We start from the raw sequence: 12,981 nt of genomic DNA, 5'->3' as shown, positions 1-12,981 counted from the left end.
CTGTAGGAGCCTTCGGCAACTCCTACAGGGGAAATTCATACCGGACAAATAACAAGGGGGCGAATTCTCATCCGCCCCCTCGTTTGTCCGCTTATTCTTGCGGTTCTTCGTCTGCTGCGGCGTCGAGTTGCTGGTCTTCACCGGCATCGTCGTTTACGACAGTGCCTTCGAATTCCTCGCCCTCTTCACCCTCAAGCTCTTCACCCTCAACTTCCGAAGGCTCCTGAACCCGCTCCAGCCCGACCAGGGTTTCATCCTTGGCCAGCTTGATCAGCGTTACACCTTGAGTGTTACGACCCAGGCTCGACACTTCGTCGACACGGGTACGCACCAGGGTGCCCTGATCGGAGATCAGCATGATTTCTTCACCGTCCTGCACCTGAACTGCGCCGACCAGACGGCCGTTACGCTCGTTGCTGACCATCGCGATAACGCCCTGACCGCCACGTTTGTATTCAGGGAACTCGGTGATCGCCGTGCGCTTGCCGTAGCCGCGCTCGGAGGCGGTGAGGATTTCGCTGCCCTCTTCCGGAATCAACATGGAGATCAGCTTCTGCCCTTCCGGCAGACGCATGCCACGCACACCGCGGGCGGTACGGCCCATGGCGCGAACTTCGGATTCCTTGAAGCGCGTCACTTTGCCGCCGTCGGAGAACAGCATGATTTCCTGCTCGCCATCGGTGATGGCTGCGGAGATCAGGATGTCGCCTTCGTCCAGTTCCAGCGCGATCAGACCAACGCTGCGCTGACGGCTGAAGGCCACCAGCGGAGTCTTCTTCACGGTACCGTTGGCAGTAGACATGAAGATGAACGGCGCCTTCTTGCGATCGGCAGCCTTGATGCGAGCGCGACGCTCTTCATCGGTTTCGTTGCTGTTTTCGATCTCTTCTACATCAGCCTCGACGCCTTCGGCTTCTTCTTCATCAGCCTGACGCTTCATGGCTTCGAGATCGACCGGCAGCATGGTGGTGATGTACTCGCCTTCGCTCAATGGCAGAAGGTTGACCAGCGGACGGCCTCGGGCGGCGCGGGACGCTTCCGGAATCTCGTAGGTCTTGAGCCAGTACACCTTGCCCTTGCTGGAAAACAGCAGCAGCGTGGTGTGACTGTTGGCAACCAGCAGGTGAGCGATGTAGTCCTCATCCTTGACGCCGGTGGCCGATTTGCCTTTACCGCCACGACGCTGAGCCTGATACGCAGCCAGCGGCTGGGTCTTGGCGTAGCCACCGTGGGAGATGGTCACGACGCGTTCTTCTTCCGGGATCATGTCACCCAGGGTCAGATCAAGACGGGCATCGAGAATTTCGGTGCGACGCTGGTCGCCGTATTCGGCGCGGATCACTTCCAGCTCTTCGCGGATCACTTCCATCAGGCGCACGGCGCTGTTGAGGATGCGGATCAGCTCGCCGATCTGGTTAAGAATCTCTTGATACTCGGCCAGCAGTTTTTCGTGTTCCAGACCGGTCAGACGGTGCAGACGCAGTTCCAGAATGGCTTGCGCCTGTTCTGGCGACAGGAAGTACTTGCCTTCGCGCAGACCGTATTGCGGATCGAGGTTTTCCGGACGGCACGAATCGGCACCGGCACGTTCCACCATCGCCACCACTGCCGAGGATTCCCACGGCGTGCTGACCAGGGCTTCTTTTGCTTCCGACGGCGTCGGCGAAGCCTTGATCAGCGCGATAACCGGGTCGATGTTCGACAGGGCAACGGCCTGACCTTCGAGGATATGACCACGCTCGCGCGCCTTGCGCAGTTCGAACACGGTACGGCGGGTAACGACTTCGCGACGGTGACGGACGAAGGCTTCCAGCAGATCCTTGAGGTTCAGGATGCGTGGACGACCATCGATCAGCGCAACGATGTTGATGCCGAATACCGATTGCAGCTGGGTCTGGGCGTAGAGGTTGTTGAGGATCACCTCAGGCACTTCGCCGCGACGCAGTTCGATCACGACGCGCATACCGTCCTTGTCGGACTCGTCGCGCAGTTCAGTGATGCCTTCCAGCTTCTTCTCTTTGACCAGCTCGGCGATCTTCTCGATCAGACGCGCCTTGTTCAGCTGGTAAGGGAGTTCGGTGATGACGATCTGCTGACGGCCACCGACCTTGTCGATGTCTTCGATGATCGAGCGGGCGCGCATATAAATGCGCCCGCGACCGGTGCGGTAGGCTTCGATGATGCCGGCGCGACCATTGATGATCGCGGCGGTCGGGAAGTCCGGACCGGGGATGTACTGCATCAACTCGTCGACGGTCAGCTCAGGGTTGTCGATGAGTGCCAGGCAACCGTCGATGACTTCACCGAGGTTGTGTGGCGGAATGTTGGTCGCCATGCCCACGGCGATACCGCTGGAGCCGTTGACCAGCAGGTTGGGGATACGGGTCGGCATGACCGCCGGGATCATTTCGGTGCCGTCGTAGTTCGGCACCCAGTCCACGGTTTCTTTGTGCAGGTCAGCCAGCAGCTCGTGCGCCAGCTTGGTCATGCGCACTTCGGTGTATCGCATCGCCGCAGCGTTGTCGCCGTCGACCGAACCGAAGTTGCCCTGACCGTCTACCAGCAGGTAGCGCAGGGAGAAAGGCTGAGCCATACGAACGATGGTGTCGTACACGGCAGTGTCACCGTGCGGGTGATACTTACCGATCACGTCGCCGACAACACGGGCAGATTTCTTGTACGGCTTGTTGAAGTCGTTGCCCAGCTCGCTCATCGCGAACAGTACGCGACGGTGCACGGGCTTGAGGCCATCGCGCGCATCCGGCAGTGCACGGCCGACGATTACGCTCATCGCGTAGTCGAGGTAGGACTGTTTCAGCTCGTCTTCGATATTGACCGGGAGGATTTCTTTGGCCAGTTCGCCCATGAGAAGCCTGATTCCTTTTTCTGGTGAAACTTCGTCATATCCATGTGGGAGCAACGAAGCTCGCCGGGGCAGGCCGAGTGCCATGCGCCGACTTACGACAAATCAACATTGGATCGCGGATTTGCGCAGTAAAGACAGCTCCGTGGAGCTGCCTCGGAAAACGCCGGATGTTATCACAAAGGCCGCCACGCACCTATCCCCCAGATGCGCATGGAGCATAGTTAGTTGACCGGTGACAGGCTTAACGGGGACGAGAGAAGCTCAGAGCTTCTTTGAATGCAGATTTGAGGGCTGATTTGCGGATGTTTATTGACATTTAGGGGTACAAACACCTGTAGGAGCTGCCGAAGGCTGCGATCTTTTGATCCTGCCCTCTAAAAAGCAAAATCAAAAGATCGCAGCCTTCGGCAGCTCCTACATTGAGTATCACCGCATTAATGCAGGCGTTTGCGGCACATCAACTGGGCCATTTTCGCGGTGTCCGGGCGTTCGACGATGCCTTTTTCGGTGACGATCGCGTCGATGAGATCCGCCGGCGTCACGTCAAACACCGGATTGAACGCTTCAACGTCCGCACCGACACGCTTGCCGCCGACTTCCAGCAACTCGGCGCCGTCACGCTCCTCGATCGGAATGTCGTCACCGCTGGCCAGATTCATGTCGATGGTGGAACTCGGTGCCACGACCATGAAGCGCACACCGTGGTGCATGGCGTTGACCGCCAGTTGATAGGTGCCGATCTTGTTCGCCACGTCACCATTGGCGGTGATTCGGTCAGCACCGACGATCACCCAGGTCACGCCCTTGGTTTTCATGATGTGTGCAGCGGCGGAGTCGGCATTCAACGTAACCGGGATGCCTTCGTTGGCCAGTTCCCACGCAGTCAAACGCGAGCCTTGCAACCATGGGCGGGTCTCGTCGGCATAGACGCGCTCGACCATGCCTTCAATGAAGGCTGCACGAATCACCCCTAACGCCGTACCGAAACCACCGGTGGCCAGCGCGCCAGTATTGCAATGAGTCAGAATCGCCTGGGCATTGCCCTGATGCTTGCGGATCAGATCAACGCCCAACTGGGCCATGGTCAGGTTGGCTTCGCGGTCGCTTTCGTGAATGGCGATGGCTTCGGCTTCCAGCGCGGCCAGCGGATCGGCGTTCTCTTTCAAGCGATCAAGGCGATCGTGCATGCGACCCAAGGCCCAAAACAGGTTAACCGCTGTCGGACGGGAATCGGCCAGCAAGGCAAAGTCCTCTTCCAGCGCCACGTACCAATCGCCACCTTCGGCGATCCGCGCACGGGCCGCGAGGACGATGCCATACGCGGCACTGATGCCAATGGCCGGCGCGCCACGTACCACCATCGAGCGAATCGCCTCGGCCACGCCGGCGGCGCTGGTGTAGGCAATCCAGGTTTCTTCGAACGGCAAAATACGCTGATCCAGCAGGTGCAGCGCGCCGTCACGCCAATCGATGGCCTTCACTTTTTCCGCAGCCAACAGTCGATCGCGCATCCTACACCCCGCACTCATGAACAAAAGCCGCCGATTATAGCGATCCCCCCGCGAAGACGCTCGGGTATACTTCGCCATCCTTTACAAAAGCACTGGAACCGACCCTCGATGCCGAAACCTGCCATTGCGCTCGACTTATTATTGCTGCCGACCTGGCTGGTACCCGTCGAACCTGCAGGCGTTGTGCTCAAGGAGCACGGCCTGGGCATCCGCGACGGTCGCATCGTGTTTATCGGCCCGCGCGCCGAAGCATTGAAGTGTAACGCCACTGAAGTCCGCGAACTGCCGGACGTGCTGCTCGCCCCCGGTCTGATCAACGCCCACGGCCATGCGGCGATGACGCTGTTCCGTGGCCTGGCCGATGATCTGCCGCTGATGACCTGGCTGGAAAACCATATCTGGCCGGCCGAGGCCAAGTGGGTCGATGAAGATTTCGTTCGTGATGGCACCGACCTGGCCATCGCCGAGCAGATCAAGGGCGGCATCACCTGCTTCTCGGACATGTATTTCTTTCCAAAAGTCGCCAGCGAGCGCGTGCACAACAGCGGCATTCGCGCGCAGATCGCCATTCCGATCCTTGATTTCCCGATCCCGGGCGCCAGCAGTGCCGATGAAGCCATTCGTCAGGGCGTCGAATTGTTTGGCGACTTGAAGCATCACGAACGCATCAAGATCACCTTCGGCCCTCATGCACCGTACACCGTCGGCGACGAGAATCTCGAGAAAATCCGCGTGATTGCCGAGGAGCTGGACGCATCGATCCACATGCACGTGCATGAAACCGCGTTCGAAGTCCAACAAGCGCTGGAGCAGCGTGGCGAACGCCCGCTCGCTCGCCTCGGTCGTCTGGGCCTGCTCGGCCCGCGCTTCCAGGCCGTGCACATGACCCAGATCAGCGATGACGACCTGGCGTTGCTGGTAGAAAGCAACACCAGCGTCATTCATTGCCCGGAATCGAACCTGAAACTCGCCAGCGGTTTCTGCCCGGTCGAGCGTTTGTGGCAGGCTGGGGTGAATGTCGCGGTCGGCACCGATGGCGCCGCCAGTAATAATGATCTCGATCTGCTCGGCGAAACCCGCACTGCCGCCCTGCTGGCCAAAGCCGTTGCCGGCTCGGCCACGGCGCTGGACGCTCATCGGGCACTGCGCATGGCCACCCTGAATGGTGCGCGGGCACTGGGAATCGAAGCACAGGTTGGCTCGCTGGAAATCGGCAAAGCCGCCGACATCGTCGCTTTCGACCTTTCCGGCCTGGCCCAGCAACCGGTGTATGACCCGGTATCGCAGCTTATATACGCCACCGGCCGCGATTGCGTGAAACACCTGTGGGTCGCCGGCAAACAACTGCTCGACGACCGACGCCTGACGCGCATGGACGAAGCGCAACTGGGCGCCACCGCCCGTACCTGGGGCCAGCGCATCAGCGGCCACACCGAATCGTAAACACCCCGGCGCCCACGCCGGGGCTACAGCCCTTTTAAAGTTTTAGAGGAATTGAACATGAGCAACGTCGACCACGCCGAAATCGCCAAATTCGAAGCCCTGGCCCATCGCTGGTGGGACCGCGAAAGCGAATTCAAACCGCTGCACGACATCAACCCTTTGCGGGTCAACTGGATTGACGAGCGGGTCAATCTGGCCGGCAAGAAAGTCCTCGACGTCGGTTGCGGCGGCGGCATCCTCAGCGAAGCCATGGCGCAACGCGGTGCCACCGTGATGGGTATCGACATGGGCGAGGCGCCACTGGCGGTCGCGCAACTGCATCAACTGGAATCCGGCGTCAGCGTCGAATACCGCCAGATCACCGCCGAAGCCCTGGCCGAAGAAATGCCTGAGCAGTTCGACGTGGTGACCTGTCTGGAAATGCTCGAGCACGTACCGGATCCATCGTCGGTCATTCGTGCCTGCTTCCGCATGGTCAAACCGGGTGGCCAGGTGTTCTTCTCGACCATCAACCGCAACCCGAAGGCGTACCTGTTCGCCATTATCGGCGCTGAATACATAATGAAGCTGCTGCCGCGCGGCACCCACGACTTCAAGAAATTCATCCGCCCTTCCGAGCTCGGCGCGTGGAGCCGCATGGCCGGCCTGACCGTCAAGGACATCATCGGCCTGACCTACAACCCGCTGACCAAGCACTACAAGCTGGCCAACGACGTTGACGTCAACTACATGATCCAGACCCTGCGCGAGGAATAAGCCGATGGCCATCAGAGCAGTTCTCTTCGACATGGACGGCACCCTGCTCGACACGGCGCCGGACTTCATCGCCATCTGCCAGGCAATGCGCGCGGATCGTGGTTTGCCGCCGATGAACGACAAGCACATCCGCGACGAGATCTCCGGTGGCGCTAAAGCCATGGTTGCGGTGACGTTTTCGATGGACCCGGAATCACCGGGCTTCGAAGAACTGCGCCTGGAGTTCCTTGAGCGCTATCTGGTTGGCTGCGCCGTGCACAGCAAACTGTTCGACGGCATGGGCGAACTGTTAGCTGATATCGAAAAGGCCAAGCTGATCTGGGGCGTGGTCACCAACAAACCGTTGCGCTTTGCCGAGCCGATCATGCAACAGTTGGGACTGGCCGAGCGTTCGGCGCTGCTGATCTGCCCGGATCACGTGAAAAACAGCAAGCCGGATCCGGAACCGTTGATCCTTGCGTGCAAGATGCTTGATCTGGATCCGTCGACGGTTCTGTTTGTAGGCGATGATCTGCGCGATATCGAATCGGGGCGCGATGCCGGGACGAAAACCGCTGCGGTGACGTTTGGCTATATCCACCCGGACGATAATCCGCGTCATTGGGGCGCGGATGTGGTGGTGGATCATCCGTCGGAATTGCGCAAGGTACTCGATAGCGCGCTTTGCAGCTGCTGAGACCTGACGCAGAGCGTCATTGGCTGCATTCCCACGCGGAGCGTGGGGAACGATCTGACTCCATGATGAGGTTTTTATGTTTGATTATTCCGCTCGCCCCGAATTGCTCAAGGATCGGGTCATTCTGGTCACCGGTGCCGGTCGGGGCATTGGCGCGGCTGCGGCGAAAACCTACGCCGCCCACGGCGCCACCGTATTGCTGCTGGGCAAGACCGAAGCGAACCTGACGCAGGTCTATGACGAAATCGAAGCGGCAGGCCACCCTCAGCCGGCGGTGATTCCGTTCAACCTCGAAACCGCCCTGCCCCATCAATACGATGAGCTGGCCGCGATGATCGAGGCCGAATTCGGCCACCTCGACGGCTTGCTGCATAACGCTTCGATCATCGGCCCACGCACACCGATCGAGCAGTTGTCCGGCGAAAACTTCATGCGCGTCATGCAGGTCAACGTCAACGCCATGTTCATGCTGACCAGCACCCTGCTGCCGTTGCTCAAGCTGTCGCAGGATGCCTCGGTAGTGTTCACCTCCAGCAGTGTCGGGCGTAAGGGCCGGGCGTACTGGGGCGCCTATGGCGTCTCGAAGTTCGCCACCGAAGGCCTGATGCAAACCCTGGCCGATGAAGTCGATGGTGTGGCACCAGTGCGTTCCAACAGCATCAACCCGGGCGGTACGCGCACCAGTATGCGCGCGCAAGCTTATCCGGGAGAAAATCCGCTGAACAATCCGACGCCGGAAGAAATCATGCCGGTGTACCTGTACCTGATGGGCCCGGACAGTACCGGCATCAACGGCCAGGCATTCAACGCGCAATAACTGCCATACGTCGCATTTGTTGCCGCGGCAGATTCCTGTCGCGGCATGCATTTGCCGCTGGCGACCGTCACATTTCAGTCAAATTTCCAGCGCACACCTCGCACCCCAATATCCAAACCATTGATTCCAAACGGTTTAAATAAAACCGAACCGAATGGCACGACTTTCGCTCTAATTTTCCTCAAAGCAAGCCACGTGAAGGCAATGGGGCGAGGCCGATTTCGATAGCTGACTAATCGTCATCCGGCAGACTAAACTTACGCCAAACGTCCTACGGGACTGATGGATCAGTATGACGCGCAGCCCATAGCCGCTCTCACCCAGCCTGTAAGACAGACTTACTGCTAAGGGTTCACGCCATATGAAATCACCCTCCCAGACCAATGCAATTGACTTTGACAGTGCCAAATTGCAACGCCTGGGCTTTGGTCAATTGCCTCCCTTGTTGGAGCGACCGGCCAGTCTGGCGCAATTGCGCCAGCAAATGAGCCTGCAACTGCAAACCAGCCTCGAACCGCAACGCATCCTCGGCCTGTTTTTCCGCGAAGTTCAGCGCCTCGTGCCATTGGACGCGCTGAGTTACGTGCACCAAGGCAGCGATTTGCGCCTGGAGTTCGGCAGCCGCGGCCATCACTCGGTCAGCTACAGCCTGAGCCACGAAGGCGAGCACATGGGCGAACTGGTGTTCCGCCGCAATCAGCGCTTCAACGACAAGGAACAAGGCCAGCTGGAGTCGCTGCTGTCATCCTTGCTGTACCCGATGCGCAACGCCCTGCTTTACCGTGAGGCGACCCAGAGCGCTCTGCGCGATCCGCTGACCGGCGCCGGCAACCGCATCGCCATGGAGCAGACCCTGCAACGGGAAATCGAAATGTCCCGTCGCCACCTGCAACCGTTGTCGCTGTTGATGCTCGATATCGACCACTTCAAACGGGTCAATGACAGCCATGGTCACAGTGCCGGCGATGACGTGCTTAAAGCCATCGCCGCGACGATCAAGGCACAATTGCGCAACGTCGACATGGTGTTCCGTTACGGCGGGGAAGAGTTTCTGATTCTGCTGTCCAACACCAGCCGCGAAGCGGCGGCAATGGTCGGCGAACGGCTGCGTTATGCGACACAGGCGGCTGAGTACTACGCCGATGGCCAGTTGATCGAGCTGACCGTGAGCCTGGGATGCTCGACGTTACTGCCCGGCGAATCGGCCGACAGCTTGCTGCGCCGCGCTGACAGTGCGCTGTACGTGGCCAAGCGCGAAGGGCGTAATCGCTTGGCCATGGCGGGCTGAGCTGTTCAACCAACACAAAACAGTGTGGGAGCGAGCCTGCTCGCGAAAGCGGTGATTCAGTCAAAGCAATGCTGACTGACATGACCCCTTCGCGAGCAGGCTCGCTCCCACATTGGTATTGCGTGAGACTTGAATCAGCTCTCGACTACCGCCCTGCGCTCTCGGTTGACCAACAAGCGCTCCGACGTCTCCAGTTGCATGCAGCGCTCCAGAAACAGATACATGTAGTCATAGCTCTTGCACACCGCCTGACGCAGTTCGGCCTGCAAGGCCTTGCTCGGGTTCATCCCCGCGAGCGTGCAGATGATTTCCAGCGCCTCCCAGGGATGAGCATCGTCGTACTGGGCATGCATCTTCAACCACTTCATCGCCCGCTTGCGATCCTCTTCGGGAAACGCTGCGGCATACACGCCGGTGGAGCAGACCAGCGCCGACCACTCCCCGGTCGCGCCTTCAATGGCATAGTTGGTGGCGGCGATGGCCACGATCAGCGAATCGGCAGAACTGGTGTGCCAGCACCAATGACTCAAGGCATGCAACTCAGGCGGCACCTGTTGAGCCTGAAGGTCTTCCAGACTGACGCCATGTGCCCGGCTCCAATGCACCCAGTAATCGGCGTGATTGAGTTCAACGCGGATATTGCGCATCAACCAGCGCCGCGCCATGTCTTCACCCGGATGCCGGGCAAATCTGGTTTTGGTGAGGTTCTGCGCCATGTACAACGCAAACTGCTCAACCACCGGCCAGCCCCCGATCAGGTACTGACGCATGGTTCTGGCGCTGAGCTTGTTATCACGCATGCGCAGGTAAAGTTCATGTTCGACAACCCGGCGCTTGCTCTCGCTGCAATCCTCAATGAGCTGTTGCGCCCAGGCAGGATAACTTGCAGCTTCCATGAGTGGTCCGGTTCGGTTGAATGTGTCGATCACTGTTCGGCTCCTTTTGATTTGTGATTGTAAGGATCGGCGAGAGACTTCAACGGAACGTGCCAGGCGCTTTGAATAACAGCGGTTGCGGTCTGGCGGGCCGACTTTGCAAACTGTCACAGGTAAACAACTGTGGGCGTTCTATAACATAACCCTGAGCGTAATCCACACCAATTTCGAGCAATGCCTGCTCGATCTGAGTTGTTTCAACAAACTCGGCAATTGTCTGCTTACCCATGACATGCCCGATGTGATTGATCACTTCGACCATTGCGCGGTTAATCGGGTCGTCCAGCATATCCTTTACGAAACTCCCGTCGATCTTCAGGAAGTCTACAGGCAAATGTTTCAGATAAGCGAATGAAGACATTCCGGCACAAAAGTCATCTAATGAAAAATAGCAACCTAAGCCTTTGAGTTCATTAATAAATCTTATTGCGCTGCCCAGATTTGCAATTGCACTGGTTTCTGTAATTTCAAAACAAATCATTTCAGGCGGTATTGCGTAGTTAACAAACTGCTCTCGCAGAAAGTGCAAAAACGCGTCATCTCCTATAGTAATGCCTGACAGATTAATCGCACACATTGCTAAAGGCTCTTGATGTTCTTGTGCAATACATTGAGCAATAACCTTGAATACGTTCTGAACTACCCAGCGATCCAGTTGACTCATCAAACCATAACGCTCGGCAGCGGGAATGAAACTGTCCGGCAGAATCATCCGCCCGGCTTCATCATGCAGACGCAGCAGAATCTCGATGTGCCCACCCTTATTGTCACCCGGCTTGAGCGGGGCGATTTCCTGGGCGTACAGACAAAAGCGGTTTTCTTCCAGTGCCATGTGCAGCCGTTGCACCCAAGCCATTTCGCCAAAGCGCAGCGACAGCTCGGAATCGTCGGCGTGGTAGACCTGCACCCGGTTGCGGCCCTTTTCCTTGGCCATGTAACAGGCCATATCGGCCGCGCGCAGTGAGGCTTCGAGGGTCGTCGGGGTCTGCGCGATATGCACCAGACCAATGCTCACCGTGGTCAGGAACGGCCGCCCTTTCCAGACAAAATGCAGGTTCTGCACAGTCTGGCGTAGCGCCTCGGCGATTTTCTCGGCCGCGTCTGGCGCGCAGTTCTCCAGCAGAATGCCGAACTCATCACCGCCCAGGCGCGCCAGCGTGTCGCCTTCGCGCAGCCCCGATTGCAACAGCGTACAAATGTGCCTTAACAGTTCATCGCCGGCGGCGTGACCACAGGTATCGTTGACCAGTTTGAATTGATCGAGGTCGAGGAATATCAGCGCATGCCGCCCGGAATGCCGCGTGAGCTTATGCAGTGCCTGCTCCAGCCGATATTCGAACTCGCGACGGTTGGCCAACCCGGTCAGCGCATCATGGGTCGCCTGCCACGACAGGTTGGCGATGTATTGCCGCTCCTGCGTCATGTCGTGCAACACCAGCACCGTGCCGCTGACCTTGCCGGCATTGCGGATCGGTGCGCCGACCAGCGTCACTGACAACGTCGTGCCATCCAGGCGCTGGATCAGTTTCGAATGCTCGCTGCCGCCACTGAGCTGGCCACTGAGAATGTGCTCGATCAGGGTCAGCCCCTCGGCCTGGGCGTTGTCGTCGAGCAAATTGAACAACGCTGCCAGCGGCAATCCCGCCGCCTGCTCGGCCTTCCAGTGGGTCATGGCTTCGGCGGCCGGGTTCATGTAATCGATGGCACCACTGACATCGGTGGTGATGACGCCATCACCGATCGAATGCAAGGTGACGTGCGCCCGATCCTTCTCAAGTTGCAGCGCCTCGGCAAAGGCGTGACGCTGCTTGAGCAGTTTGTACGTGCGCCACAGGGCCAGCACGATCAGCCCCAGTGCCGTGGCCAGATTGGTTAACAGCAGCAGCCGCAGAATCATCCGCGAGCCTTCGCCCAAGGCATCGCTGAAAGCTTTCGCCGCCGGAGTCACGGCATCGTTGATGGCGAAAATCCGCGCCTTCCAGCGCTGGATATCGGCGCTGCTGGCCGTGCTATCTGAAATGCTGCGGTGCATCTCCTGCGCCACGTCATCCAGTTCGACCAGATAGGCATCGCCGACCGTCCAGCGGTCAATGGCAGTTTCCAGATAACTGAAATGACGGAAGTTGAGGTACAGCCAGATCAGGCTGGAGACGTCGTCCGGGTGGTTGCCACCCTTGAGAATACCTTCGCGTGCCGCGGCCAGATCCGGCGGTTGATGATCCAGCGCCAGGCGTAACTGATGCCCGCCTTGCGGCACGGCAATCGCGTTGCGGTATTTGAGGAAGATCGCCTCGTCACGGCTGTCGGCGTACAGATTGAGGTAATAGATCGCGTCTTTCTGGCCCTTGGACCAGAGACTTTCGCCAGCGACATAACCGCGAACGGCCGAGAGCACGTAAAGACTCACGCCACCCAGTAACGCTTGAAACAACACGACGGCAATAAATGGCCAGACGATGCCCAACAACCGTGGCGTTCCGAGAGTCCGCTTTTGCTTCATGAGATCCCTTGCGCAAGCACTGCCAGATGAACACCGGAAAATCCCGCTCCTGACAGCTCAGCCTAGGCTAGTTTTCGACAAGTCAAAGGGACAGCTCTGCCGTCCTCTAGGCCGATTGTGCAAATGGCTGTGCTGCTTGCGCGTTCCGGTTGAATTTACTCAATGCAATTCAAGCACTAAGCACAGAAA

At 58.7% G+C, this 12,981-nt stretch carries 9 protein-coding genes; 5 read left to right on the top strand and 4 right to left on the bottom strand.

The window, feature by feature from the left end; genetic code table 11:
• Nucleotides 1-91: 91 nt before the first annotated feature.
• Both gyrA and mtnA read right to left on the bottom strand, forming a co-directional pair.
• Nucleotides 92-2,866, bottom strand: coding sequence for a DNA gyrase subunit A (gene gyrA, locus ACM6JQ_RS24140; protein WP_007908402.1), 2,775 nt, complete (start codon nucleotides 2,864-2,866; stop codon nucleotides 92-94).
• A gap of 434 nt (nucleotides 2,867-3,300) precedes the next feature.
• The gene (mtnA, locus tag ACM6JQ_RS24135) at nucleotides 3,301-4,377 is read right to left on the bottom strand and encodes an S-methyl-5-thioribose-1-phosphate isomerase (protein ID WP_042704961.1); all 1,077 of its coding nucleotides are present in this window, start codon (nucleotides 4,375-4,377) and stop codon (nucleotides 3,301-3,303) included.
• A gap of 108 nt (nucleotides 4,378-4,485) precedes the next feature.
• On the opposite strand from mtnA, the gene ACM6JQ_RS24130 reads away from it, so the two are divergent.
• The 5 genes from ACM6JQ_RS24130 (at nucleotide 4,486) to ACM6JQ_RS24110 (ending at nucleotide 9,357) form a co-directional block, all read left to right on the top strand.
• Nucleotides 4,486-5,820, top strand: coding sequence for a TRZ/ATZ family hydrolase (locus ACM6JQ_RS24130; protein WP_123375501.1), 1,335 nt, complete (start codon nucleotides 4,486-4,488; stop codon nucleotides 5,818-5,820).
• Between the two features lie 57 nt (nucleotides 5,821-5,877).
• Nucleotides 5,878-6,576, top strand: a complete 699-nt coding sequence (ubiG, locus tag ACM6JQ_RS24125; RefSeq protein ID WP_007908399.1) for a bifunctional 2-polyprenyl-6-hydroxyphenol methylase/3-demethylubiquinol 3-O-methyltransferase UbiG — start codon at nucleotides 5,878-5,880, stop codon at nucleotides 6,574-6,576.
• Between the two features lie 4 nt (nucleotides 6,577-6,580).
• A complete protein-coding gene (mupP, locus tag ACM6JQ_RS24120; protein WP_007908398.1) occupies nucleotides 6,581-7,252 on the top strand; it encodes an N-acetylmuramic acid 6-phosphate phosphatase MupP in 672 nt (223 codons plus the stop codon).
• A gap of 76 nt (nucleotides 7,253-7,328) precedes the next feature.
• On the top strand, nucleotides 7,329-8,069 hold the full coding sequence (locus ACM6JQ_RS24115; protein ID WP_007908397.1) for a YciK family oxidoreductase: 741 nt from the start codon (nucleotides 7,329-7,331) through the stop codon (nucleotides 8,067-8,069).
• Nucleotides 8,070-8,430: 361 nt separating this feature from the next.
• On the top strand, nucleotides 8,431-9,357 hold the full coding sequence (locus ACM6JQ_RS24110; RefSeq protein ID WP_007908395.1) for a GGDEF domain-containing protein: 927 nt from the start codon (nucleotides 8,431-8,433) through the stop codon (nucleotides 9,355-9,357).
• A 134-nt stretch (nucleotides 9,358-9,491) separates the two neighbouring features.
• Here the strand turns inward: ACM6JQ_RS24110 and ACM6JQ_RS24105 are convergent, their stop codons facing one another.
• On the bottom strand, nucleotides 9,492-10,253 hold the full coding sequence (locus ACM6JQ_RS24105; protein ID WP_409212648.1) for a TenA family transcriptional regulator: 762 nt from the start codon (nucleotides 10,251-10,253) through the stop codon (nucleotides 9,492-9,494).
• Between the two features lie 79 nt (nucleotides 10,254-10,332).
• Nucleotides 10,333-12,792: an EAL domain-containing protein gene (locus tag ACM6JQ_RS24100; protein ID WP_414894780.1), complete on the bottom strand. Its 2,460-nt coding sequence runs from the start codon at nucleotides 12,790-12,792 to the stop codon at nucleotides 10,333-10,335.
• Between the last annotated feature and the right edge of the window lie 189 nt (nucleotides 12,793-12,981).

Origin of the sequence: Pseudomonas sp. IT-232MI5 (genome assembly GCF_949767845.1) — a bacterium.
Taxonomy (GTDB): Bacteria; Pseudomonadota; Gammaproteobacteria; order Pseudomonadales; family Pseudomonadaceae; genus Aquipseudomonas.
This window is presented reverse-complemented; position numbering and strand designations above follow the sequence as displayed.

What these genes read in the sequence shown, in the direction of transcription:
- mtnA (WP_042704961.1), bottom strand. Translation starts at nt 4,377, where the DNA reads ATGCGCGATCGACTGTTGGCTGCGGAAAAAGTGAAGGCCATCGATTGG.
- ACM6JQ_RS24130 (WP_123375501.1), top strand. Translation starts at nt 4,486, where the DNA reads ATGCCGAAACCTGCCATTGCGCTCGACTTATTATTGCTGCCGACCTGG.
- ubiG (WP_007908399.1), top strand. Translation starts at nt 5,878, where the DNA reads ATGAGCAACGTCGACCACGCCGAAATCGCCAAATTCGAAGCCCTGGCC.
- ACM6JQ_RS24105 (WP_409212648.1), bottom strand. Translation starts at nt 10,253, where the DNA reads ATGGAAGCTGCAAGTTATCCTGCCTGGGCGCAACAGCTCATTGAGGAT.
- gyrA (WP_007908402.1), bottom strand. Translation starts at nt 2,866, where the DNA reads ATGGGCGAACTGGCCAAAGAAATCCTCCCGGTCAATATCGAAGACGAG.
- ACM6JQ_RS24115 (WP_007908397.1), top strand. Translation starts at nt 7,329, where the DNA reads ATGTTTGATTATTCCGCTCGCCCCGAATTGCTCAAGGATCGGGTCATT.
- mupP (WP_007908398.1), top strand. Translation starts at nt 6,581, where the DNA reads ATGGCCATCAGAGCAGTTCTCTTCGACATGGACGGCACCCTGCTCGAC.
- ACM6JQ_RS24110 (WP_007908395.1), top strand. Translation starts at nt 8,431, where the DNA reads ATGAAATCACCCTCCCAGACCAATGCAATTGACTTTGACAGTGCCAAA.
- ACM6JQ_RS24100 (WP_414894780.1), bottom strand. Translation starts at nt 12,792, where the DNA reads ATGAAGCAAAAGCGGACTCTCGGAACGCCACGGTTGTTGGGCATCGTC.